The organism is Acinetobacter sp. NigerLNRRAM0016 (assembly GCF_054112845.1).
The window spans coordinates 145,000-171,314 of record NZ_JBSYVT010000004.1; the positions used below are offsets into that span (position 1 = coordinate 145,000).

At 41.4% G+C, this 26,315-nt stretch carries 19 protein-coding genes; 15 read left to right on the forward strand and 4 right to left on the reverse strand.

What is annotated here, in order from left to right:
- Positions 1 to 382 precede the first annotated feature (382 nt).
- The 9 genes from ACWQ4X_RS04755 to ACWQ4X_RS04795 all read left to right on the forward strand — a co-directional run bounded on the left by ACWQ4X_RS04755 (position 383) and on the right by ACWQ4X_RS04795 (position 12,848).
- Entirely contained in the window at positions 383 to 3,223 is a 2,841-nt protein-coding gene (locus ACWQ4X_RS04755) for a 2-oxoglutarate dehydrogenase E1 component (RefSeq protein ID WP_216071689.1), read from the forward strand.
- The gene (gene odhB, locus ACWQ4X_RS04760) at positions 3,223 to 4,437 is read left to right on the forward strand and encodes a 2-oxoglutarate dehydrogenase complex dihydrolipoyllysine-residue succinyltransferase (RefSeq protein WP_100240906.1); all 1,215 of its coding nucleotides are present in this window, start codon (positions 3,223 to 3,225) and stop codon (positions 4,435 to 4,437) included. The genes ACWQ4X_RS04755 and odhB overlap by 1 nt, the downstream gene beginning before the upstream one ends.
- A 60-nt stretch (positions 4,438 to 4,497) precedes the next feature.
- Positions 4,498 to 5,931, forward strand: coding sequence for a dihydrolipoyl dehydrogenase (gene lpdA, locus ACWQ4X_RS04765; RefSeq protein WP_016165823.1), 1,434 nt, complete (start codon positions 4,498 to 4,500; stop codon positions 5,929 to 5,931).
- 173 nt (positions 5,932 to 6,104) lie between these two features.
- On the forward strand, positions 6,105 to 7,271 hold the full coding sequence (sucC, locus tag ACWQ4X_RS04770; RefSeq protein ID WP_100240907.1) for an ADP-forming succinate--CoA ligase subunit beta: 1,167 nt from the start codon (positions 6,105 to 6,107) through the stop codon (positions 7,269 to 7,271).
- 11 nt (positions 7,272 to 7,282) lie between these two features.
- On the forward strand, positions 7,283 to 8,173 hold the full coding sequence (gene sucD, locus ACWQ4X_RS04775) for a succinate--CoA ligase subunit alpha (protein ID WP_457902886.1): 891 nt from the start codon (positions 7,283 to 7,285) through the stop codon (positions 8,171 to 8,173).
- Between the two features lie 60 nt (positions 8,174 to 8,233).
- Positions 8,234 to 8,983: a response regulator transcription factor gene (locus tag ACWQ4X_RS04780; RefSeq protein ID WP_457902887.1), complete on the forward strand. Its 750-nt coding sequence runs from the start codon at positions 8,234 to 8,236 to the stop codon at positions 8,981 to 8,983.
- 163 nt (positions 8,984 to 9,146) lie between these two features.
- Positions 9,147 to 11,402, forward strand: a complete 2,256-nt coding sequence (gene tynA / locus ACWQ4X_RS04785) for a primary-amine oxidase (RefSeq protein ID WP_457902915.1) — start codon at positions 9,147 to 9,149, stop codon at positions 11,400 to 11,402.
- Positions 11,403 to 11,472: 70 nt separating this feature from the next.
- Positions 11,473 to 12,231, forward strand: a complete 759-nt coding sequence (locus ACWQ4X_RS04790) for a TorF family putative porin (RefSeq protein WP_457902888.1) — start codon at positions 11,473 to 11,475, stop codon at positions 12,229 to 12,231.
- Positions 12,232 to 12,413: 182 nt separating this feature from the next.
- Positions 12,414 to 12,848 carry a hypothetical protein gene (locus ACWQ4X_RS04795; protein ID WP_457902889.1) on the forward strand — a complete coding sequence of 145 codons (435 nt, stop codon included), beginning with the start codon at positions 12,414 to 12,416 and terminating at the stop codon, positions 12,846 to 12,848.
- 25 nt (positions 12,849 to 12,873) lie between these two features.
- Here ACWQ4X_RS04795 and ACWQ4X_RS04800 read toward each other — a convergent pair whose 3' ends face one another.
- The 4 genes from ACWQ4X_RS04800 to trpS form a co-directional block, all read right to left on the reverse strand.
- Positions 12,874 to 13,698 (reverse strand): VOC family protein, encoded by an 825-nt coding sequence (locus tag ACWQ4X_RS04800; RefSeq protein ID WP_457902890.1) that lies wholly within the window; start codon positions 13,696 to 13,698, stop codon positions 12,874 to 12,876.
- Between the two features lie 119 nt (positions 13,699 to 13,817).
- Entirely contained in the window at positions 13,818 to 15,527 is a 1,710-nt protein-coding gene (locus ACWQ4X_RS04805) for a flotillin family protein (protein WP_457902891.1), read from the reverse strand.
- A gap of 24 nt (positions 15,528 to 15,551) precedes the next feature.
- Positions 15,552 to 16,193, reverse strand: a complete 642-nt coding sequence (locus ACWQ4X_RS04810) for a YqiJ family protein (RefSeq protein ID WP_161932568.1) — start codon at positions 16,191 to 16,193, stop codon at positions 15,552 to 15,554.
- Between the two features lie 377 nt (positions 16,194 to 16,570).
- A complete protein-coding gene (trpS, locus tag ACWQ4X_RS04815; protein ID WP_016165833.1) occupies positions 16,571 to 17,584 on the reverse strand; it encodes a tryptophan--tRNA ligase in 1,014 nt (337 codons plus the stop codon).
- Positions 17,585 to 17,781: 197 nt separating this feature from the next.
- Between trpS and ACWQ4X_RS04820 the strand changes: the two genes are divergently transcribed.
- The 6 genes from ACWQ4X_RS04820 to ACWQ4X_RS04845 all read left to right on the forward strand — a co-directional run bounded on the left by ACWQ4X_RS04820 (position 17,782) and on the right by ACWQ4X_RS04845 (position 26,305).
- Entirely contained in the window at positions 17,782 to 18,708 is a 927-nt protein-coding gene (locus tag ACWQ4X_RS04820) for a DUF808 domain-containing protein (RefSeq protein WP_100240923.1), read from the forward strand.
- 39 nt (positions 18,709 to 18,747) lie between these two features.
- The gene (gene ypfJ / locus ACWQ4X_RS04825) at positions 18,748 to 19,656 is read left to right on the forward strand and encodes a KPN_02809 family neutral zinc metallopeptidase (protein WP_457902892.1); all 909 of its coding nucleotides are present in this window, start codon (positions 18,748 to 18,750) and stop codon (positions 19,654 to 19,656) included.
- 652 nt (positions 19,657 to 20,308) lie between these two features.
- Positions 20,309 to 21,724 carry a DcaP family trimeric outer membrane transporter gene (locus ACWQ4X_RS04830; protein ID WP_457902893.1) on the forward strand — a complete coding sequence of 472 codons (1,416 nt, stop codon included), beginning with the start codon at positions 20,309 to 20,311 and terminating at the stop codon, positions 21,722 to 21,724.
- A gap of 309 nt (positions 21,725 to 22,033) precedes the next feature.
- The gene (locus ACWQ4X_RS04835) at positions 22,034 to 23,365 is read left to right on the forward strand and encodes a DcaP family trimeric outer membrane transporter (RefSeq protein ID WP_457902894.1); all 1,332 of its coding nucleotides are present in this window, start codon (positions 22,034 to 22,036) and stop codon (positions 23,363 to 23,365) included.
- Between the two features lie 144 nt (positions 23,366 to 23,509).
- Complete coding sequence (gltS, locus tag ACWQ4X_RS04840; RefSeq protein WP_142769261.1) at positions 23,510 to 24,751, forward strand: sodium/glutamate symporter; 1,242 nt, start codon at positions 23,510 to 23,512, stop codon at positions 24,749 to 24,751.
- A gap of 78 nt (positions 24,752 to 24,829) precedes the next feature.
- A complete protein-coding gene (locus ACWQ4X_RS04845) occupies positions 24,830 to 26,305 on the forward strand; it encodes an alanine/glycine:cation symporter family protein (RefSeq protein ID WP_457902895.1) in 1,476 nt (491 codons plus the stop codon).
- The last annotated feature ends 10 nt before the right edge of the window (positions 26,306 to 26,315 follow it).

Here is a 26,315-nt window from a genome sequence, read left to right on the forward strand (position 1 = left end):
AATTGATCTTATGGGATCATGTTACGATTTGATACATCGTTATATTGAAAAAATGATGGTTATTTTATACACATTTTTTCATAAAAATTGAGAGCTTAATGGCTTGAAAGTGGTTTTAGAAAAGCTAAATCGAGAATTTATTTTTTCTAAAACGATTTTGCAAAAAATTGCTCGGTTTCGGTCGAGTATTTATGGATGAGTGATGATGCCATTGAGGGTGTTGTTGTTCATTTTACACATCAGGATAATCCTAATGTGGTGATAACGCCCTGAGGCTAATGTCTGCTGGGGACTAATGTCATGTTACCAATTTGACATTATCAATCATGGGGTTGCTTAAAAGGCACCTGAAATATTTTTGCAATAGGAAATGGGTCCACAAATGCAAGAAGTTGCTGACGCTCTGCGTCTTGACACTGAACTTTCCGCTGATAGTGCAGCGTATATTGAAGAACTTTATGAGCAGTATTTGACGTCACCTGAATCAGTTGGAGCTGATTGGCGCACTTACTTCGATAAATTCCCGAAAGGTGATCAACCACACAGTAATGTACGTGAGCAATTCCTCTTATTAGGTCGCAATTCAAGTCGTGTTCAGGCCGTGGTTCAAAGCACAGTCAGTACTGAACATGAGCGTCGTCAAATTGGCGTATTACAACTTATTGCAGCGTATCGTAACCGTGGTCACCAGAAAGCAAAGCTTGATCCATTAGGTTTGGCGAAACGTGAAATCGTTCCAGATCTTGATCTTGCTGCACACGGTTTGACCCAATCAGATTTAGACACTGTATTTAATACGGGCAATTTGCTTATCGGTAAAGATGAAGCAACCTTAGGTGAAATGGTTCAAGCCATGGAAGCAACGTATTGTGCTTCGATTGGTGCAGAATACATGCATATTGTTGATACCAAAGAAAAACGTTGGATTCAACAACGCCTTGAAGGAGCACGTGGTCAATTCAATTTCACTGCAGAACAAAAGAAACACGTATTAGAGCGTTTGACTGCAGCTGAAGGCTTAGAAAAATTCCTTGGTAACAAATACGTCGGTGCGAAACGTTTCGGTGTTGAAGGTGGTGAATCTTTCATTCCAATGGTTGATGCTTTAATTCAACGTGCAGGTTCTGTAGGTTGTAAAGAAGTTGTGATTGGTATGCCTCACCGTGGTCGTTTAAACCTTTTGGTTAACATCATGGGTAAAAACCCAGCAGACCTTTTTGGTGAGTTCGAAGGTAAGAGCTTACATAAAAAAGGTTCTGGAGACGTTAAATACCACCAAGGTTTCTCTTCAAATGTAATGACTCCAGGTGGCGAAGTTCACTTGGCATTGGCATTTAACCCATCGCACTTAGAAATCGTTGGACCAGTAGTTGAAGGTTCTGTTCGTGCACGTCAAGTACGTCGTAAAGACATTGGCGGTGACGATGTATTACCAGTGATCGTTCACGGTGATGCTGCATTTGCAGGTCAAGGTGTAAACCAAGAAACCTTCCAAATGTCACAAACCCGTGGTTACACAGTAGGTGGTACGGTTCATATTGTTGTGAACAACCAAGTTGGTTTTACAACATCTGACCCACGTGATGCGCGTTCTACAGAATACTGTACAGACATCGCGAAAATGATCCAAGCACCGATTTTCCATGTAAACGGTGATGATCCTGAATCAGTGTTGTTTGTTGCTCAATTGGCACATGATTTCCGTCATACATTCCGTAAAGACGTAGTCATTGACATGTTCTGTTACCGTCGTCGTGGTCATAACGAAGCGGACGAACCAGCAGCAACACAGCCGATGATGTATCAAGTCATCAACAAGAAAACGACGACACGTGCGTTATACGCAGACCAATTGGTTCAAGAAAACGTGTTGGATCGTGCTAAAGCGGATCAAATGATTGAAGACTACCGTGCTGATTTAGAAGCAGGTAATCACGTTGCAAATGCCTTGGTACTTGAGCCAAATACAAAAATGTTTGTAGATTGGACACCGTACTTGGGTCACGAATATACCGATATTTGGGATACAACGTTCTCTGAAGATCGCTTAAAAGAACTTGGTCGTACCATGCGCGAGCTTCCTGAAGGCTTCGTAATGCAGCGTCAAGTTGCAAAAGTGATTGATGATCGCTTGAAAATGCAAACTGGTGAAATGCCGTTGAACTGGGGTGCAGCTGAAACTTTAGCGTATGCAACTTTGTTGGATGATGGCTATTTAGTTCGCTTAACTGGTGAAGACGTTGGTCGTGGTACATTCTCGCATCGTCATGCGAAATTACATAACCAAGTTGACGGTTCTACTTATATTCCACTTTGCCACATCAAAGAAAACCAACCGCGTGTTGCTGTTTATGATTCTTTATTGTCTGAAATGGCAGTATTGGCATTTGAATATGGTTATGCAACGACATTGCCAAAGAGCTTGGTCATTTGGGAAGCTCAATTCGGTGACTTCGCAAACTGTGCACAGGTTGTAATTGACCAGTTTATCGCTTCTGGTGAAACCAAGTGGGAGCGTGTGTGTGGTTTAACTATGTTGTTACCACACGGTTTTGAAGGTCAAGGTCCAGAACACTCATCTGCACGTTTAGAACGTTTCTTACAGCTATGTGCTGAAGACAACATGCAAGTGATGACACCGACTACACCTGCTCAGATTTTCCATGCTTTACGTCGTCAGGCTGTTCGCCCAATTCGTAAGCCAATGATCATCATGTCACCGAAGTCTTTACTTCGTCACAAACTTGCAACTTCAACTTTAAATGAACTTGCAACGGGTACATTCCAGACTGTGATTGATGAAGTTGATCAAATCAACAAAGCTGACGTAACACGTCTTGTTCTTTGTGGTGGTAAAGTTTATTACGACCTATTAGAAAAACGTCGTGAGCAAGGTTTAAACAACGTTGCAATCGTTCGTATTGAACAATTGTATCCGTACCCAGAACAACGTATTGCTGAAGTCTTTGCTTCTTATCCAAACCTTAAAGATGTTGTTTGGACGCAAGAAGAGCCTAAGAACCAAGGCGCTTGGTTATTCATTGCTCCTCGTTTATATGACGATGTAATGAAATCAGGTAAACAAGTTCGTATCAGTTATGCAGGTCGTGAAGCTTCTGCTGCACCGGCTTGTGGTTCACCATATTTGCATGCAAAACAACAAGCTCAGCTGGTTAATGACGCTTTAGCGATCGTAGCTGAACAATCAGGAGATTCTAAATAATGGCAACCGAAATTAAAGCACCGGTATTCCCAGAGTCAGTTGCAGACGGTACGATCGCAACTTGGCACAAACAACCAGGTGAAGCAGTATCACGTGATGAAGTGATCTGTGACATTGAAACAGATAAAGTTGTTTTAGAAGTAGTTGCTCCTGCTGACGGTACAATCGTTGCAATCATTAAAAATGAAGGTGACACAGTTCTTTCTGCTGAAGTAATTGCTCAGTTTGAAGAAGGTGCGGTTTCTGGTGCTGCTGCAACTGAAGCGGTTCAAGGTGAAGCAAAAGTTGAACAAGCTGCTGCAAACACTCAAGCGGGTGCTGCTCCAGTTGTAGAACGTGCTCAACAAGTTCAAGACCAAGCTCCTGCAGTTCGTAAAGCATTAACTGAAACTGGTATCGCTGCTGCTGATGTAGCGGGTACTGGTCGTGGTGGTCGTATCACGAAAGAAGATGTTGCAAACCACCAAACTAAACCAGCTGCTGCTGTTGCACCTTTAAGTGTTGCAGTTGGCGAGCGTATTGAGAAACGTGTTCCAATGACACGTCTTCGTAAGCGTGTTGCTGAGCGTTTACTTGCAGCGACTCAAGAAACTGCAATGTTAACGACGTTCAACGAAGTGAACATGAAGCCAATCATGGAAATGCGTGCGCAATACAAAGATGCATTCGAGAAGCGTCATGGTGCGCGTCTTGGCTTTATGTCTTTCTTTGTTAAAGCGGCAACTGAAGCACTTAAGCGCTACCCAGCGGTTAACGCATCAATTGATGGCGACGACATCGTTTACCATGGTTATTATGACATCGGTGTAGCAGTATCTTCTGACCGTGGTCTAGTAGTTCCTGTACTCCGTGATACTGACCGTATGAACTACGCTGAAGTTGAAAACGGTATCCGTGACTACGCTTACAAAGCACGTGACGGTAAATTAGGGATCGAAGACATGACTGGCGGTACGTTCACCATTACTAACGGTGGTACTTTCGGTTCATTGCTTTCTACGCCAATTTTGAACACACCACAAACTGCGATTTTAGGTATGCACAAAATCCAAGAGCGTCCTATGGCAGTAAATGGTCAAGTAGAAATCTTGCCAATGATGTATTTAGCGCTTTCTTATGACCACCGTTTAATCGATGGTAAAGAAGCTGTAGGTTTCTTGGTAACAATCAAAGAATTGTTAGAAGAACCAGCTAAATTGATCCTTGACCTTTAATCGATAGAATAAAAATAACAGGCTTAGAGCGATCCTCTAAGCCTGTATTTGGAGATAAACATGTCTCAACAATTTGATCTTGTTGTAATTGGCGGTGGCCCAGGTGGCTATGAAGCAGCGATTCGTGCAGCGCAATTAGGTTTTAAAGTTGCTTGTATCGAAAAACGTATTCACAAAGGCAAGCCATCTTTAGGTGGTACTTGCTTAAACGTGGGTTGTATTCCTTCTAAAGCTTTACTTGATTCTTCTCACCGCTATGAAGATACAGTTCATCATTTAGATGATCACGGTATTACAACAAGTGAAGTGAAGTTCGACTTGGCTAAAATGCTGGATCGTAAGGATAAAATCGTTAACCAATTAACTATGGGTGTCGATGGCCTTCTTAAAGGTAATGGTATCGAATGGTTAAAAGGTACGGGTAAATTACTTGCTGGTAAAAAAGTTGAGTTTGTTTCTCATGAAGGGGAAACTCAAATTTTAGAGCCAAAATATGTGATCCTTGCATCTGGTTCTGTTCCTGTAAATATTCCTGTAGCTCCTGTTGATCAAGACATTATTGTTGATTCAACGGGCGCTTTAGAATTCCAAGAAGTTCCTAAGCGTTTAGGTGTAATTGGTGCTGGCGTAATTGGTTTAGAACTTGGTTCAGTATGGCGTCGTCTAGGTGCTGAAGTTGTTGTATTTGAAGCAATGGATGCATTCTTACCAATGGCTGATAAAGCATTGGCTAAAGATTACCAAAAAGTATTGACTAAACAAGGTTTAGACATTCGTGTAGGCGCTAAAGTTGCTGGTACTGAAGTTAACGGTCGTGAAGTGACAGTTAAGTACACGCAAGGTGGCGAAGACAAAACTCAAACTTTCGATAAATTAATCGTTTGTGTTGGTCGTCGTGCTTATGCAGAAGGTTTATTGGCTGATGATTCAGGTATTAAACTCACTGAACGTGGTTTAGTTGAAGTGAACGATTGGTGTGCGACTTCTGTTGAAGGTGTATATGCAATTGGCGACTTAGTACGCGGTCCAATGCTTGCGCATAAAGCAATGGAAGAAGGCGTAATGGCGGTTGAGCGTATTCACGGTCATGCTGCACAAGTCAACTATGACACAATCATTTCTGTAATCTATACACACCCAGAAGCGGCGTGGGTAGGTTTAACAGAAGAGCAAGCGAAAGAAAAAGGCCATGAAGTTAAAACGGGTCAATTTGGTTTCGCTGCAAATGGTCGTGCAATGGCTGCTGGTGAAAATGCTGGTTTCGTAAAGTTCGTTGCGGATGCAAAAACTGACCGTTTATTGGGTATGCACGTGATTGGACCTGCTGCGTCTGATATCGTTCACCAAGGTATGATCGCACTTGAGTTTGTATCTTCTGTTGAAGATCTTCAGTTGATGACATTTGGTCACCCAACTTTCTCTGAAGTTGTACATGAAGCTGCCTTGGCCGTTGATGGTCGAGCGATTCACGCAATTCAGCGTAAGCGTAAGTAAGATCAAAAAAGAGCGGTTTAAACCGCTCTTTTTTACTTTTAACGGTTGTTTTTAGCGAAACAATCTACTACAAATAAGAAAGAAAAATCGAAATAAGGACTAATACCAAGAAGACGTAAGTCCGAGGATTAGTCAGTCCATAACAAAGCGAAAAAGTAGTAAAAGGTTAGTCAATGAATCTACATGAGTATCAAGCCAAAGCGTTATTAAAAAAATATGGTATGCCTGTTCAAGAAGGTGTATTGGCAACTAACGCAGAAGAAGCAGTGAAAGCCTTTGAGCAGCTTGGTGGCAAGTTTGCGGTAATGAAAGCACAAGTTCATGCAGGTGGTCGCGGTAAAGCGGGCGGCGTGAAGGTGGTGAAGTCCAGTATAGAAGCAGCGGACTATGCCAATCACATTATCGGTACTCGTTTAGTAACGTATCAAACAGATGCAAATGGACAGCCTGTTAACAGCGTACTGGTTTGTGAAGATGTTTATCCTGTAGAACGTGAATTATATTTGGGCGCGGTCGTAGACCGTTCTAGCCGACGCGTGACTTTCATGGCATCCACTGAAGGTGGCGTTGAAATTGAGAAAGTCGCAGAAGAAACACCTGAGAAAATTATTAAAGTTGAAGTTGATCCATTGGTGGGCTTACAACCATTTCAGGCACGTGAAGTAGCTTTTGCTTTAAAACTTAAAGATGCTCAAGTCACTCAATTCGTCAAAATTATGACTGCGGCCTATCAAGCCTTTGTTGAAAATGACTTTGCTTTATTTGAAATTAACCCACTCTCTGTCCGTGAAAATGGTGAAATTTTATGTGTCGATGCCAAAGTCGGCATTGATTCAAACGCCTTGTATCGTTTACCTGAAGTTTTAGCTTTACGTGATAAATCTCAAGAGAACGAGCGTGAGCTGAAAGCTTCTGAGTTTGATCTAAACTATGTGGCTTTAGAAGGTAACATTGGTTGTATGGTCAATGGTGCTGGTTTGGCGATGGCAACCATGGACATCATTAAACTGTATGGTGGACAACCTGCAAACTTTTTGGACGTGGGTGGTGGTGCAACCAAAGAACGTGTGATTGAAGCGTTTAAACTGATTTTGGCAGATACTTCGGTTCAGGGCGTATTGATTAATATTTTTGGTGGAATTGTTCGTTGTGACATGATTGCAGAAGCGATTATTGCTGCGGTAGAGGAAGTTCATGTAGAAGTTCCTGTTGTGGTTCGTTTAGAAGGAAATAATGCCGAGTTAGGGGCAAAAATTCTGGATGAATCAGGTTTGAAATTAACTTCTGCAAATGGTCTGGCTGATGCTGCAGAAAAAATTGTTGCCGCAGTAAAAGCATAAGGAGTTCCACAATGAGCGTATTAATTAATAAAAACACAAAAGTATTGGTACAAGGTTTTACAGGTAAGAATGGTACGTTTCATTCTGCACAAGCGCTGGATTATGGGACCAAAGTGGTGGGCGGCGTAACCCCGGGTAAAGGTGGAACCACACATTTAGATTTACCTGTATTTAACACCATGAAAGACGCAGTACGTAAAACTCAGGCAGATGCTTCTGTGATTTATGTTCCTGCACCGTATGTACTAGATTCAATTGTAGAAGCGGTAGATTCAGGCGTTGGGCTGATTGTCGTGATTACGGAAGGTGTCCCAACGATTGATATGCTGAAAGCCAAGCGTTATTTAGAGACCAATGGCAATGGTACGCGTTTGGTTGGTCCAAACTGTCCAGGCGTGATTACTCCAGGGGAATGCAAAATTGGCATTATGCCAGGGCATATTCATCAACCAGGTCGTATCGGCATTATTTCGCGTTCAGGCACGTTAACTTACGAAGCGGTTGCGCAGACCACTAAATTAGGCTTAGGGCAATCGACTTGTATCGGTATTGGTGGTGATCCTATTCCGGGGATGAACCAAATTGATGCATTAAAACTGTTCCAAGATGATCCAGACACTGATGCGATCATTATGATTGGTGAAATTGGTGGGACAGCGGAAGAAGAAGCCGCTGAATATATTCAGTCGAATGTGTCAAAACCTGTTGTAGGTTATATTGCGGGTGTAACAGCGCCAAAAGGTAAGCGTATGGGACATGCTGGTGCAATTATCTCAGGGGGTAAAGGTACAGCCGAAGAAAAATTCGCAGCTTTTGAGCGTGCTGGAATGGCTTATACCCGTAGCCCTGCAGAGTTAGGTGCGACTATGCTACAAGTATTAAAAGAGAAAGGTTTAGCTTAAGTTACTGAATTCGTATCAGATAGTGCGTATGTTGCAACAGCAACATACGCTTTTTCATATATGGAATTTACATTTGGTATACAAATTGCACTGCACGGGCATAAGTGTGAACAGTGTTTAGATACGATGCAAGCGGTAAATTGGAATCAATTCAGTGAAGAATTTAGTCGCAACCTTCAGAAAGTTATCCCATTTGAAGGATTGGTTGCTTTTAATATCGATTCAGAAACAACAGCCAGTCAATATTTATTCAAAGGTGTGAATCAAGTTGCTGTCGAGGAGTATCTTGGACATAAGCAGCATTATGATCCAGTACATTTTCGACATGCTTATCAACAGACAGACATTAAGTTAAGTGTTTTACATCAAGCGACTTCTAACGAGGAATACGAAGACTTCAGAAAGAAGTGGGACATTCAAGACACCGTCGAGTTATTTTTCCGCCAAAATGGTATTCCTGTACGAGGGATGAGTTTGGTTCGTTCTTCTGCTCATGTCGCTTTTACAGCACAAGAATTAAGCATGATTGAATCCTTTTATGATTTAACCGCCTGTTGTTTTAATCAAATTTATGATCTTTCGAGCCATCAGGTGAGTGTCTTTAATGAAGGATTAACTGAATCTTTAACTCGCCAAGAATCTAAAGTACTGAATTTATTATGCAAAGGTTTAAATAATCAGGCACTTGCCAATGAAATGCATTGTGGACTTTCCACCATTAAAACCCATTTACAGCATATCTATCAAAAAGCTCAAGTGAAAAGCCGTCAGGAATTAATGAGCCGAGTGTTATGTGGTCTTCAACTTTGAAGCAAAATGCCGAATTTGTCTTCAATTTAAAAAATCATCCTTTGGGATGATTTTTTACTTAGGGAACAGCGTAATTTTTCAGCATAGAAAAACAGTTGTAAGGCTAAGGAAATCCTAGATGAAAACATTACATTCTCACATGTTGAAAAAATACCTTAAACAAATGTCGAATGTTATTGGCGTAATGGCGATTGGTGCATGTGCGACTCAAGCGATGGCACATGGTGAAGCTGCGAAAATGTTACCGCTACAACAAGCCATGCAGTCAGTTGGCGCAACGGTACAGCAAGATCAATATGCCAATGTATATACCATCAGCAAAAACTCAACCTTAGTCCGTGCGAAACCAAATTCAACTACAATTATGGTGAATGGCAAACCATTAAAAATTTCAGCACCAATTGTCGTGAAAGATGGACAGGCGATGGCATCTGAAACTTTGGCGAATGAAATTTTCCAATCTGGTTTAGATCAGACTTTCCAGGTTGAAACCGTCAAGCATCCATTAAATACTTTAACAGCAGACGAAATTCAGTCGGTCACTAAAATTATTCAGGCAGACCAACGTGCACCGAAAGTGCTGCGTTTCAGCCGTGTTCGTTTACAAGAACCTGAAAAAAATGCGGTTTGGAACAGCGTACTCAACCATACAGAATACAAAGGTCCTCGTTTAGCTGAATTCAGCTTGTTGCAAAATGACAACATCATTGAAGGTGTGGTCGATCTGAATAGCCAAAAAGTGACCAACTGGAAAGTCTTGCCTGCAACGCATGGTATGGTGTTGTTGGATGACTTCATGATGGTGCAAGAGATTATCCAAAAGAGCCCTGAATACCATGCAGCATTGGCAAAGCGCGGTATTAAAGATGTGACTAAAGTCATTGGTACGCCACTTACTGTTGGTTATTTCGGTGGAGAAGATGGTCTAAACAAAGAACTCAGTTTACTGAAAATTGTCAGCTACTTAGATGTAGGTGATGGTAACTACTGGGCACATCCAATCGAAAACTTGGTGGCTGTTGTTGATTTAGAGAAAAAGAAAATCATCAAAATTGAAGAAGGCAGTTTAGTGCCTGTGCCAATGGCGGCTCGTCCTTATGATGGTCGTAATAAAACAGCACAAACACGTAAGCCATTAAATATTGTAGAACCAGAGGGTAAAAACTACAGCATCACGGGTCAGTACATTCACTGGGGTAACTGGTGCTTCCACGTCGGGCTAGATTCACGTGTGGGCTTACAATTGGGTACAGTGACCTTTAAAGATAAAGGTGTAAAACGTAAGGTGATGTACCAAGGCAACCTTGGCGGCATGGTGGTGCCTTACGGTGATCCAGACATGGGTTGGTACTTCAAGTCTTACCTCGATTCTGGTGAATACGGTATGGGGACTTTAACCTCGTCTATCGAACGTGGTAAAGACGTTCCAGAAAATGCGGTACTCATGGATGCTGTGATTGCTGATTATCAAGGTAACCCAGTGACGATTCCAAACGCAATTGCGGTATTTGAACGTTATGCAGGACCTGAATTTAAACATCAGGAAATGGGGCAGGAGAATGTCAGCGTAGAACGTCGTGAATTGGTAGTTCGTTGGATCAGTACTGTTGGTAACTATGACTACATGTTTGACTGGGTGTTCTCAGACAACGGTACCATGGGAATTAATGCTGGTGCGACAGGAATTGAAGCGGTTAAAGGCGTAAAAGCTAAGACCATGCATGATGCAACTGCCAAAGAAGATACGCGTTACGGCACTTTATTGGATCACAATATTGTCGGGACAACCCATCAGCACATTTATAACTTCCGTCTAGATTTAGATGTGGATGGCGAGAACAACACCTTAACCCATATGAATCCTGTGGTGAATGTGAATAAGAAAGGCGTGCGTAAGAGTGCGATGGAAATTGAACAGCATGTGGTGCGTACTGAACAAGATGCTGCGGAAAAATTTGATCCATCCACCATTCGCTTAATCAGCAATTACTCGAAAGAAAACAAAGTCGGCAATCCTGTTTCGTATCAATTGATTCCATTTGCAGGCGGTACACATCCAATTGCCAAAGGTGCGAATTTCAGTCCAAATGAGTGGTTATTCAAGCGTTTGAACTTTATGGATAAGCAAATTTGGGTCACTAAATACAATCCAACTGAACTCTATCCAGAGGGTGCGTACCCGAACCGTTCAGACAAAGACACTGGTTTAGGTCAGTTTGTTAAAAATAATGATGCAATTGATAACAAAGACTTAGTTGTATGGTTAACCACAGGGACAACCCACGTGGCACGTGCTGAAGAATGGCCAATCATGCCTACGGAATGGGTGAATGTCTTGCTTAAGCCGTGGAACTTCTTCGATGAAACACCATCTTTGAACTTGAATGCACCAAAAGATACTACAACACATCAACACTAATGCTGCGATAGCAATGAAATATGCCATATCAAACATTTGATATGGCATGTCTAAAGATTTGGGGAAATCTATGTTAAAAAAATATGCTCAGCAGCTTTTGACTGCATCACTTGTGATGACATCTGTTTCAGCATTTGCCGAAGAATCAACAACTGAATCGACTCCAGCGATTACAGTAGCAGGCTCAATGGCAATGTTGACCGATTATCGCTTCCGTGGTGTATCGATGTCGAACCGAGATCCATCTGTTCAAGGGGCTTTAAACTTTGCACATAAATCTGGGGCGTACTTCAGCCTTTGGGCATCAAATGCCGATGTAGGTGCAGGTGGGAATGTCGAAGCTGACTTTTTTGTGGGTTATATTTTACCCATCACAGAAAAATCATTCTTAGATATTAACTATGCCGATGTCAATTATCCTGGCACGATCAAAGAATATCACACAGACTTTAGTGAGTTTGGCGTGAACTATAATCATAGTGATTTAGTGACGGCAGGCGATTATTTCACTGCGGGTGTATTCTATTCACCTGAATTTGCCTTCAAGTCATGCACAGAAATTTATCTCAGCACAACGTATAAATTCCCTGTGTATAACAGCATTAAATTTGTTTCGAGCTTGGGCTATACCAAACTGGAAGATAATGAAAAATTCGCTCAAGCTTTCGGTGGGGATGGTCAGCAAGATGACTATTTCGACTATAAAATTGGTTTCGGTGCAGACTTCCTTGGTCTAAGTTCAGAATTGGTGTGGATTGATAATAATATTGATAGCGATGCCAATATAATGAAAGGCAGTGTGGTCTTTTCTGTCACAAAACAGTTCTAAGCCTAAAATAGCCCACGCAAGTTTAGGATGATTCAAGGAAAGGGTTTCATGATAATGAGGCCCTTTTTTATGTTTTCATGAGTATTGAGTCAATTGGAGATATCTAAAGCATGCTATATGAAGTCATATTTCAACATGCTATAGTAAATTTAAAATTATGCTGTGAAGACATAGTGTTACAGATGCTCGGCTCAATTCAGTTGTTTGCTTGTCGCTGCTTTTTCTTGTTGTTGCTGTTCATCAATAGCTCCTATGCCGAAAATGAAGATGTGCATATGGATGAATTTATTGGGGATGATATTTTTAATTATTATCAAAAGCTTGCGGAAAAACATGACGAAGAAGAAAAAGATTATACCGTGCTGAATAATGATTTCTATGAAAATGAATATATTCGGGTGTTTAACTATACTGCTTATAACTCGGATAATTTCAGTAATAAATTGGGGACAGGGGAGTTTAATGCTGATTTGGATGCCCTCAGTATTTCCTTTGGCTATGGCATTGAAATCAAACTCAATAAGCGCAATAAATTAGGCTATGAATACCTTTCTAATTTTCCTTATGACCGCGGGCAGTTGATTCGTTTATATTGGGTGCATTTATTAAAATTTTGAATATGTAAAATGTGCTATTTAGCTTTTAAACCAACAGGTTCTGAATAATGATTTTCTTCATGCGGGTTAGTGCCGATAATGCTTGTGGTTTGCCTTTTAAAATGGCGCTGATATTTTCAGGTACGATTTGCCAACTGATACCAAAGACATCTTTGCACCAGCCACACCAGCTTTCTGTTCCATGCTCGGTAAAATAATTCCAGTAATAATCAATTTCTTGCTGAGTTTTACATGGAATGACAAAGGAAACCGCTTCATTAAAGTCGAAAATATGCGTATTGGGGCTATCCTTCGCAATCAATTTTAGATGGTTGATGCTGAAACTACAGTCCTGTATCTGTCCTTTAAGTTCACCTGATGTATAGCGAGTTCGTTGATGGCGCTGAAAGTCGGGAAAAATCTTTTGATAATATTGCAGGGCTTGTGAACACTGATTTTGATGAATGCCGCAAAAGAGTAAATTCGGCATGATTTTTTGTTGCTGAATTTGTTTTGCTTGACCTAATTGTAATTGCCATGAATAGCCATATTGATCCTGCACCCAGCCATAGTAAGCATTCCATGCATAATGTCCGAGTTCTTTAAGACTCGAGCCACCAATCATCAATTTCTGCCATAGCGCATTGATTTCTTGACGACTTTCGCAAACAACAGTGAACGAGATGGCGGGATTGGGTAAAAAGTAGGGACCGCCATTAATGCCAATAAATAATTGATCGGCAAGGAATGCTTTTACCACAGTCGCATTCTGTTCAAGGATTTGGCTATGGGGAAAAACCGAACAATAAAACTCCAACGCTTCTAACGCTTGATTGTCAAACCACAAAGCAGGATAGATCCTAAGATGCATGCACGGTCCTTGTGTTAAGAGTTTATATGCTTGAATTCTAACCGAATATACCAGACCTATTTGTAATTTTTTTGCTGAAAAAAGCGCAACTGGTGTTGCGCTTTTCGTTATGGGTAGGCTTAAACTTTGCTTTGCGGCTTTAACTGCTGGGTTAGACCATTGATGTCACCACCTTGTAGCCCTAGTTCACTCATTAAGCTGTCAATGAGGGGGGCTTGAGAGCGATAACGCAGCGCACTGTTCACCACTTGATCTGACAATGAAGTTGTCGCATGTTCGCCACCAGCGTCTGTGCCATGAGGATGAGCCACATTACCTAAGCCATTCACTTGCAAGATCTTGATGTCATCAATGTTTTCCATTGGTTTAACACTTTCACGAATGATTTCAGGTAAATATTTGAGTAGGGCAAGACGAATTTGCATTTCGACTTGTTCACTGGAGAGTGTGTTATTGGCTTCATGGACTGCACGGGTACCTTCGGCATCGACTTGATACTGTTTTTCCATCGCTTGTGCCAAGAGGACTTTCGCATCGGCTTCACCTTTGGCTTTTAAGCGAGCTTTTTCAGCTTCAGCTTCTGCTGCAATGCGAATTGCCTCGGCCTCATCGACTGCGGCTTTTTTACCTGCTTCTGCCGCAACAGTAATAGCAATCGCATCTTTTTCCGCAGCTTGTTTTGCCGCAACCAGTTCAACTGCTTTTTCGCGTTCAGCACGTTGAGTTTCGCGTACAGTTAATACTTCTTCTTCAGCTTTTACCGCTTGAGCACGTGCCTGATCAGCTTGCGCTTTGGCTTCCGATTCTGCACGTGATTTTTCAGCAATGGCAATGGCGCGATCTTGCTCTGCCAGTTCAATGGTTTTCTTTTGCTCCACTTGTGCTTTTTGAATGAGTTGCGACTTTTGAATATTTTCATTTTCGACATCACGTGCCGAAGCAATACGTTTCAATTCAACTTCACGTTCAGCAGCAATACGTGCTTCTTCAGCCTCACGTTTTTTAGCAGCTTCTTGAGCCGCAATTTCCGCAAGCTGTTCTGCGCGACGGACTGAAATCTCTCGTTCTTGCTGCAATTTGGCATATTCTTCTTCACGTAGAATTTGTAAGCGTGCCTGTTCTGCCTCTAGGTTTTTGGTTTTGATCGCCAAATCGGCATCTTGCTCAATCACATTACGTTTTTTACGTCGGTCTTCAATGGTTTCTGTAAGTTTGGTTAGACCTTCAGCATCGAAAGCATTTTGCGGATTAAAATATTTAAAGCTGGTTTGGTCTAAGCCAGTCAAAGAAACAGTTTCTAGTTCTAGACCATTTTTGAATAAATCTTCAGAGACGACCTGTTGAACCTTTTGTACAAAGTCGACGCGCTTTTCATGCAGTTCTTCCATCGCCATTTCTGCTGCCACAGCGCGCAGAGAGTCGACAAATTTACCTTCAACCAAATTCTTTAACTCATTTGGCGACATGGTTTTTTTACCCAAAGTCTGTGCCGCAGTTGCAATGGATTCCGCCGTGGGTTTGACGCGCACATAAAATTCAGCCATGACATCTACCCGCATGCGATCACGGGTAATTAAAGCTTGGTCTTCTGCACGTACCACTTCAAGACGCAGGGTATTCATATTTACAGGAATAATTTCATGCAATACGGGAAGAACAATCGCACCACCGTTAAGGATGACCTTTTCACCGCCAAAACCCGTACGGACAAATGAAATTTCTTTACTGGAACGTTGGTACAATCGGGCGACAATAAAGCCAATTACGATGATGGCGACAAAAATAATGCCAGTGATGACTAACAGATTGATAATATTTGGATTTAACATGGAATACTCAAAGTTGAAGTGTTATTAAGTTTCTGCACGAATGGCTTGAAAGCCAATTTTAGTTTTTTGGGTCAAAATGACGTGTTGACCCTGTTTAAAGGACTCATCCTGTTCAGGTTCAACCAAAACATAATGAATCTGTCCAAATTGATCTTTGACTTTGGCTTGAGCTGGAGAATGAGGTTTGGCAATGCCGAGTATAATGATGGCTGTTCGTCCAACCAGCTCTTCACTAAAAATAGCGGTACTTTCATCTTGGGGTAAAACCCTAGAAACAATTTTTGCCGTGAACCGAACCAGCGGCATGCATAAAAAGAAGCTGGCTGGTGCTAAAATCCATGCACTCCAATAAGCTCCCGTAAAGAGGTGAGCGAGACTTTGCAAAAAAAGCCCAAACAGCCCAAAAATGGTCAGGAAAATAATGAACCAGATTAATAATGGAACACGGCCAAGATATAGCCAGTCTAAAACCTGTAACAGCCAACCTGCTTCAGTATCAATATCGACTTCGGGAGAGGTCAGATCTGCAGGTAAAAGTTGATCGAGGATGCCCTGAGTTCCGCCACCAAGTAAGAGCAAAGTCAGTTCAAAAAAGGCAAAGAGAAACAGTAGGCATATGGAAATGCTAAAAACCAGATTTGACGGGTGCGTCACAAGTTCCCACATGTTTGAATTCTCAATTTTTTAAGTTATTAATAACAAATAAAGTACAAATTTCTTCTTTATTGATTAAGATAGCATCGAAATGAGAATAAGTCTAAAAAACTTTGAGACAAAAAAATACGCAACGATTGGGGTGATCATTGCGTAGAACAACGAATCTGTTTGCACAGTTCGGTTAAGGAGAAATGTTACAAGTTTAGGTGCTCTAAACTATAGATTTAGAATAATTGGAAACAGGTCTGCATTCATGAGCAATCACGTTATTTACTGTTAAATCACGTTAAGAATTAGAGAGTATTGTGAGAGAGCTGGATAATTTTTATTCTATAAAATTAAAGGCCTTATCAAAGACCTTTAATTTTTGCATTTTTAAAACATGTTTAGAAGTGGAAAACGCCTAAACCTGATTTCACTTCATCTAAAGTTTGTTGGGTAATATCGCGGCATTTATCTGTACCTGCTTTCAAAATATCCATAATGTAGTCTGGATCTTTTGCCAGTTCGATACGACGTTCACGAATTGGTCCGATGAGTTCTTTCAATACACCTTCCAAACGTTTTTTCACAGTACCATCACCTAAACCACCACGACGATAATGTGCTTTAAGTTCTTCAACTTCTTCTTTGTTTGGATCAAACGCGTCTAGGTAAGTAAATACAATATTGCCTTCGACTTGGCCTGGGTCTTCAATACGCAGGTGATTTGGGTCGGTGTACATTGCATTGACTGCTTTCTTAATGTCTTTATCAGAAGCATCAAGCACAATGGTATTGCCTAATGATTTCGACATTTTCGCTTTTCCGTCAAAGCCTGGTAAGCGGCTCATATTCGAAAGCAATGCTTTACATTCTGGTAATAAGTCCTGACCGATTTGACGGTTAATACGACGAACAATCTCATTGGTTTGTTCAATCATTGGAATTTGGTCTTCACCCACAGGTACCACAGTCGCTTTAAACGCCGTGATGTCTGCCGCTTGTGCAACTGGATAGCACAGGAAGCCAGCAGGAATATCGCGTTCAAAACCACGCATCTGAATTTCAGATTTAATGGTCGGGTTACGCTCTAAACGAGAAACAGTCACAAAGTTAAGATACAACATGGTGAGTTCATTTAATGCAGGTAAGCATGACTGAACACAAATCGTAGTTTTGGTTGGATCAATACCAACAGCTAAGTAATCTGTTGCAACTTCAAGAATATTACGACGTACTTTTTCAAAATTGTCGGCATTATCAGTCAATGCTTGTGCATCAGCCAATAACAGGTGTTGATGATGTGAATCTTGTAAACCCACACGTGAACGTAAAGAACCAACAAAATGACCTAAGTGAAGTTGCCCAGTCGGACGGTCGCCAGTCAAAATGACTGGACGATTATCTTGATTACTCATTTTCTTTTCCAAAAAGTAGTGTTTTTACTACATCTGCAGTCAATTAATGGGCTACATTGTACGGCATAATTTTTTTTAATGTCAGCAGAAAAAAATAGAAGTGGAAAAAAAATAAATCCGAACATAAATCATCATGCAAATACAGTTTTTTTCATCAGATCTCATTAAAATAGAGCAAAGTTCTTAGGATAAATATAATGGCGAGTAGCTTATTAATATTATTAGATGATATTGCGACGGTATTAGATGACGTTGCGGTGATGAGTAAAGTGGCAGCCAAGAAAACTGCGGGCGTTTTAGGGGATGACTTGGCGCTGAATGCACAGCAAGTAAGTGGTCTACGTGCTGAACGTGAATTACCAGTGGTGTGGAGTGTCGCCAAAGGCTCTTTTGTAAATAAGCTGATTTTGGTTCCACTGGCATTATTAATTAGTGTGGTTGCGCCATGGTTAATCAATCCATTATTGATGATTGGTGGTTTGTTCTTATGTTACGAGGGTGTGGAGAAAGTTTTACACAGTCTGCAACATCGTAAAGCGAAAGATGAAAAAGAAGCAGAACAAGAGCTGCAAAGCATTGAAACTGACCTCGCCACTTTTGAAAAGGAAAAGATTAAAGGTGCAGTACGTACTGACTTTATTTTGTCTGCGGAAATTGTGGTGATTTCGTTGGGTACAGTTGCGACTGCTACTTTTATCAGTAAATTGACGGTGCTTAGCATCATCGCAATTGTCATGACGATTGGGGTGTATGGTTTTGTCGGGCTGATTGTCAAAATTGATGATATTGGACTGTATCTGACTCAACAAGGCGGCAATTTTAAGAAAAGTATTGGTCGATTCTTGTTGGCATTTGCTCCAAAGTTGATGAAAACATTGACCGTAGTTGGCACCATTGCCATGTTCTTGGTGGGCGGCGGAATTATTAATCATGCCGTGCCTTTAATTCATCATTTTACTGAAGATACGGTTGACCATTTAGAGCTGATTCCAAGTTTTGGCAGTATTTTTGGCGCATTAACCCCAATGCTGATTAATTTGATGATAGGTATTGCGGCAGGTTTGGCTGTCATTCTTGTATTGACTGTGTTTAAAAAGATTTGGCCGAAATCAAAACAGGCATAATCTATAGCGATCTACTTCATAAAAATAAGGAATACGGCTATGCAATGGAAAGGTCGTCGTGTCAGTAGCAATATTGAAGACCGCCGTGGTGGCGGTGGTGCCCGTAAAGTCGGGGGGATCAGTATTTTGGGGCTGGTCGTTGCCTTTGTTGCATGGAAATTTTTTGGTGTAGATCCGCAGCAAGCTTATCAAGCTACGCAGCAAGTGACCCAGCAGACTTCAGTGGCAGAAACCAAAGGTTTGGATAATCCAACGCCTGAGCAACAAGAAGCTATGGAGTTTGTTGGGACAGTGTTGGCAGATACCGAAGACACATGGAATTTGGTATTTCAGCAACAGTTAAATCAGTCTTATACGCCGCCCAAACTGGTGATGTTTACAGGTGCGGTGAATTCTGGCTGCGGTGCAGCTCAGGCGGCGATGGGACCTTTTTATTGCCCGATAGATCAGAAGGTTTATATTGATACTACGTTCTTTAAAGACATGCGTCAGCAAATGGGCATTAGTGGTGAGCAAAATCAGACTGAATTAACCCGCCAAGATCAAGCTGGAGATTTTGCTCAGGCTTATGTGGTTGCGCATGAAGTTGGGCATCATGTACAAAATTTATTGGGAATCTCAGATCAAGTCCATAAAGCCCGCACACAAACTTCACGAGTAGAAGCCAATCAACTCTCAGTGCGTCAGGAGCTGCAAGCCGATTGTCTAGCGGGAATCTGGGCGTATCACAATCAACAACGCACCCAATTTTTACAACAAGGGGATGTTGAAGAAGCCATGGATGCCGCACAGAAAATTGGCGATGATTATCTGCAAAAACAGGCAACAGGACAGGTGGTGCCAGACAGTTTTACCCATGGTTCTAGTCAACAACGGATGAAGTGGTTCCAAGCAGGCTTGAAGTCAGGCAATTTAAAAGATTGCGATACCTTTAATCAGCCGATTTAAGCGCTAACTGAATGCGAAAGGCGTAAATTTAATTACGCCTTTTTTGTTTTGTTCCTACCCAGTCTAATCAGTTCAGCTTGCAAGCTACACGGCATTTTAGAATTGCTTTTGTATGCTGCATGGTCTCTAAGTCTAGAAGCCTATATTAGTGCTCAAAATCAAAATTTTGCCAATTCGCTATGGAATCTAAATGACAGGTTTTCTTAATTTGGGAATCATGCATTTTAAAGAGGCGTGCTCGGTTGAATGACCCTGTAACAAGCTATAGATGAGTAAAACGGACGTTTTTTGCAGTTCTGGATGAAATATTCAGGTATGAATTCAAGAAAAAAAGACATTTAATAGGTTGATTTTAATACCTTAAAGGTATGAGTTTTGATCAAAATTTCCAGATAGGAGAGGCAGGTAATTTGAAATAATGAACCATAATTCATTATTTTTGAATATTTATTCAATACTTATGTATAAAAGACAACGGTTTAGCCTGATTTACGGTGCAAACGGAATGGTAATTTGTATAAAAAACAAAATTATAGGCTTCGACTAAAGCATATATAGTCGATATTAGACTTATCTGTCACATTTTGGCTCAAGAAATGTTCAGTGGAATGAACAACCAATAATTCACACAGTGATGGATAAGGAATTTAGGATGACGACTCAAAAGATGTCTGTACGTTTAAAAACATTAGTTTTGGCGATGGGTGTAGTAGTAGCGGGAACGGCACAGGCAGATACCAATACGGAAGTTGAACAATTACGTAAAGAAGTTCAAGAGTTGCGTGGCATGTTAGAACAATATGCACAGCAACAAAAGCAAATGAATGTGCAGCAGCAAAATTATCAAGCTCAAGTTGCGGCACAAACTTCACCTGCAAAACCAGCTCCAGAGAAAAAAGGTCTAGGGATTACGGTTGGTGGTGCGGAAGTTAACTTCTACGGTAATGTGCGTGCAGATGCAACTTATCAGATTGATGGTGGTCCAAACAAAGGGCATCCATATAACCAAATTAATAAAGCTGCTTTAGAAGGTACAACGGGTAACAGTGATATTTTCAAATCAACTTTGGCTGCAACACGTTTAGGCTTTGATTTTAAAACTCCAACCCAAAGTGGTGATGTTGCGGGTAAGGTTGAAGTTGATTTCCTTGGTGCCAATGACACTTTACGTATCCGTCACGCCTATTTAACGTATGCAAACTGGTTGATTGGTCAAACATGGTCGAACTTTGCCGTACCTGACTATATGCCAGAATCAATTGATGCTTTAGGTTATGTTGGTGGTGCAGTTAAACGTACACCTCAAGTGCGTTATACCAGCACCTTTAGCCCACAAACCAATTTAATCTTTGCACTTGAAGATTCTAAATATAGTGATAACACAACAGGAACGAAAACTGTTGTAGTAAAAGATCCAGCTACTCAACAAGTAACGGGCATTACTAACGTTACAACTGTGACAGCATTAGGTTCTGATCCTGATAATCAAACACGTTTACCTGCACTTAGTGCGCGTTTTAATCATAAGTTTGCAGATAATGCAGGCATTGTGACTGCACGTACAATGTTGGCAGAGAAGAATACTAAAGATGATAATGACTTGGCATGGGGTGTAGGTTTAGGTGCTAAATATAATGTAACACCAAGCACCACTTTAAAAGCCGACTATTACCATGTCAAAGGTGACAGCAGCTTTGTTTCTTGGTCGAACCCAGGTTATGCAATTGATAGCAATGGGAATATTCAACAAAGTGAGTTTGACTCGATTACTGTAGGTATTACCCAACAGTTCAATCCGAAGTGGCGTGGTACATTGGGTTATGGTTATATGAACCATGATACAGATTTAGATTATATCAATGCTTCTGGTATCCCGAGTGCATTAAATAAGGATTTATGGCAAGCGTGGGCAAACGTATTCTATAGCCCGATCAAACCAGTCAGCCTAGGACTTGAATATACGTATGGTGAGCGTGAGACCTTCTCGGCACCAAATGCGACTACACCATTAACCAGCAAAACAGGTGAAGAAAATCGTGTAAATGTGGTGGCGATGTATAATTTCTAAAATATACAGTGCTGTTGAAAAAAAGAGGCGTATGCCTCTTTTTTTTTATTTATTTTTACAATAAGTTAGCATAATGGTTCCGCTAAAACAGGTTGTTTTGAAAGGTAGCGATTAGATTAAATTAGAATCAATTAAAACTGAGTTTATAAAAAATAATAAAACTTTTGAGCAAAAGGCAGCATAATGTTGCGCTTTCATTTCGACAGTTATCAATTGTGAAATTGATATGGTCGTATGGATCTATTTGTTTACCCGATACAAATAGATCTTGATGAACATGCAAAATACTAAAGGAACAAGGAGTTTGGAATGAGTTTACCCCTCATGAAGAAGCCTGCGATTCGACAAAGTTTAGCAGTTAGCATAGCGACTTTGATGATGACAGCGACTCACGCGGCGTCTGCTGAGCAACAGGAAATTGCACAATTAAGAGCTGAAGTTGAAGCACTCAAAGCTTTGATTCAACAAAATTTTCCACAAGTACAACAAGCATCGGTGGTAGCAAAATCAGCACCACTTACGACAACATCACCAGCCGTTGAGAAAACGCCTGTAGTTTCTGCTGTGACAGCAACCAATAGCGAAAAATCATCGCCTTTGCAGTTTAAAACCGCAGGTGGTTCAGAAGTCAAATTATATGGGTTTGTCCGTGGGGATGCGTCTTATCAAGTTGACGGTGGCAATGCCATTTTTAACCGTATTAATGCAGTGTCATTAGATAACACCGCAGATCAAAATAAAACACAAGACCGTTTTTATAGTACCGCAACCACAACCCGTTTCGGTTTGGATTTTAAAACACCGATTGAAGGTCAAGAGCTTGGTGCTAAAGTCGAAGTTGATTTTCGCGGCAGCAATGATTCGCTCCGTATCCGTCATGCTTACTTAACCCTTAATCATTGGCTCTTTGGTCAAACGACGTCTAGCTTTTTAGCGACAGATTTACAGCCAGAAATGCTAGATTTTAACTCGCCTTTGGGCATCGGTACTTTCCGTACACCCATGTTGCGTTATAGCAATAAATTAAGTACAGACACCTCCTATTTTTTAGGTCTGGAAAAAGGGCGTGATGACAATCGTTTCCCCGCATTAACTGCGAAACTGAAACAGAATTTTGCTGCGGGTAAAGGAACATCATCACTACGTTTATTGGCACAGGAATTACGCGTAACCGAAGCGGATAATGAGACTGCTTTTAGTTGGGGTGTGGGTTTAGGCGCAAGCTATAAAGTTACAGATCAGCTCCGTGTGCTGGGTGATTATTCGCATGTCAAAGGGGATGATAAATTCCTGCTCTATACCAATACGGCTTATAACGTTGGACCTGAAACGACAGATCTAAACTTAAATGAATTCGATGCCTTAACTGTAGGTACGACTTATCAATTTAACCCGAAAGTACGGGGTACTTTGGGCTATGGATTGATGTTGGCAAATGACAGTAATGATTTTGCTGATTATTTGGCTGTGACAGATAGCGTACAGAACAAAACCTTACAACAAGGTTGGCTCAATGTGATGTACAACCCCGTGACGCCTGTCACGCTTGGGGTGGAATATATTTATGGTGAGCGTGAAACTTTCTCTGGGGTAAAAGGGAAAGATAATCGCGTAGGCGCAATGGCACGCTACAACTTCTAAATTCTCTTGCTCAAAAGTTGGACCTGCACGCGGATGCTGTACAGAGTGTTTCACTGTTTGTACAAATTGCCGCTTGTAGCTTTTCATACTTAGGGCGTTATTATTTATCTGTATAACAACAGATAAAATTGACGGACAAGAATTATGGCACTTACTTTTAATGCGTTTTATACGCTGATTGCAGCAGTCATTGTATTGTTGTTGGGTCGATTCCTTGTGAATCATATCGACTTTTTACGTCGTTATAATATCCCTGAACCTGTTGCTGGTGGTTTGGTCGCGGCTATTCTCTCCCTAGTCGTGTACAACATCTGGGGTTTTAGCATTAGTACCAGTAGTGAACTGCAAACCAGCTTCATGTTGATTTTCTTCGCTTCGATTGGTTTAAGTGCAAACTTCTCCAAATTGAAAGAAGGTGGTATGGGGTTGGTGATCTTCCTGATCGCTGTGGCTTCATTCATTGTGGTTCAAGATTTTGTCGGTATCAGTCTCGCGACTTTATTGGGTATTGATCCACTCATCGGTTTGATCGCAGGCTCAATTACCTTGACGGGTGGTCACGGTACTGCGGGTGCATGGGGCGAAATTCTAGAAGTTGAACATGGTATTCAAGGTGCTTTGGCTCTGGGTATGGCAAGTGCGACTTTTGGTTTGATTATCGGTGGTTTAATCGGTGGTCCTTTGGCAAAAATGTTGATTAACCGTTATCAATTGGCTGAAGCAAAAACTGATGCGCAAATTGAAAAGCGTGATCATACGCCAATGACCGAGAAAGAAGCAGAAGAAACAGCTCCGTTTGAATATCCGCATCAAGTGCGTTTAATTACTGCGGACAATGCAATTACCACTTTAGGTATGTTTGCAGCATGTTTGGCTTTTGCTGAATTCATGACGGGCTTTAGTAAAGGCACATGGTTTGAACTTCCGACCTTTGTTTGGACTTTGGGTGGTGGCGTAATTTTACGTAACATCCTTGAAGGTGTATTCAAAGTCAGTATTTTTGACCGTGCGATTGATGTGTTTGGTAATGCTTCACTGTCATTGTACTTGGCGATGGCATTGCTTTCGTTAAAATTATGGCAACTGGCAGACCTTGCGGGTCCATTGGTTGTCATTTTAGGTGCGCAAACCATCACCATGGCATTGTATGCCGCATTTGTCACTTTCCGTGTGATGGGCAAAAACTACGATGCAGCAGTCCTTTCTGCGGGTCACTGTGGTTTTGGTATGGGTGCTACCCCAACTGCAGTTGCCAATATGCAAGCCATTACCAATATGTATGGCGCCTCACATAAAGCCTTCCTGATTGTTCCACTCTGTGGCGCATTCTTTGTTGACTTGATCAATGCAACTGTAATTCAACTTATTCTTAAGTTCATCGCTTAAGTGATAGCAAAAGGTCTTGTTCTCAAGGCCTTTTTTGAATTGCCAAACAATATCTGCTGAGTCTTAAGGAATAAGAAAATGGATGAACAATTAAATGCGACCCTGATGTCATGGGTACAAATGCTGAATGATCCTTTATGGAACTTTCTGGTTGTATTTTTGGTTGTGGTTGGGGTGTTCTATACCTTAATTACGGGTGGGGTACAGCTTCGCTTATTTTTGCACAGTATCAAGGTCATGAAATCAAGCCGTAAAGAGGGCGATGATGATCATGGGATTACCCCGTTTCAGGCTTTTGTAACAGGTCTCGCGAGCCGTGTTGGTGTGGGTAACGTCGCAGGTGTAGCGATTGCGATTGCTATTGGTGGTCCTGGTGCGGTGTTCTGGATGTGGCTTACTGCGTTTTTAGGGATGAGTTCGGCATTCGTTGAATCATCACTTGCACAGCTATTTAAAGTTCGTGATACACAGAACCAGCAATTCCGCGGTGGTCCAGCATACTACATTACCCAAGGCCTAAAACAAAAATGGTTGGGTGTGGTTTTCGCACTGTCCCTGATTTTAGCCTATGGTTTCGTGTTCAATGCAGTACAAGCCAACTCGATTATTGATGCAACCTCACATGCATGGGGCTGGGATAAAGCCAATGTCATGTTGAACTTGGGACTTTTCTCTTTTGAAATTTCTTGGGTGGGTCTCATTTTAGTGTTCATGACAGGTGTCATCATTTTTGGTGGGATTAAGCGTATTGCAGTGGTTGCTGAACGTTTTGTACCCCTCATGGCGGTGATGTACTTGGCCGTTGCGTTGTACATTGCTGTGAAAAACTTGCCAATCTTGCCAGACATTTTCCAATTGATTTTCTCGCATGCCTTCCAGTTTGATGCTGCGGCAGGTGGTTTCTTTGGTGCCATGGTATCTATGGCAATGATGATGGGGATTAAACGTGGTTTATTCTCGAATGAAGCGGGTATGGGTTCTGCACCAAATGCGGCAGCAGCATCTGATGTAAAACATCCTGTAAACCAAGGTTTGGTACAAATGCTGGGTGTATTTGTCGATACCTTCGTGGTGTGTTCATGTACTGCTATCATCATCTTGTCATCAGGGTTGTACCATGATGCAGGTTTTGCGGGTGTACAGTTAACTCAGATGGCGCTGGTAAGTCAGATTGGTAGCTGGGGCGATGACTTCCTTGCGATCATTCTGTTTATGTTTGCTTACTCTTCCATCATTGGTAACTATGCCTATGCTGAAAGTAATATGCAGTTCATCAACAATAACCGTAAAGTGATCTTTGTGTTCCGTTTACTGGTGTTGTTTATGGTGTACTTCGGCGCCATCACCAGTGTTCCATTGGTATGGTCTATGGCCGATCTATCTATGGGCTTAATGGCAACCATTAACTTGTTTGCAATTCTGTTGTTAACACCTTTTGCATTAATGCTGTTGAAAGACTATACCTCGCAGTTGAAGCAAGGCATTAAAGAACCAGAATTTAAGCTGGATAATCATCCGAAATTTAAAGATAAAGTGAATTCTGATATTTGGTAATACAACCAAT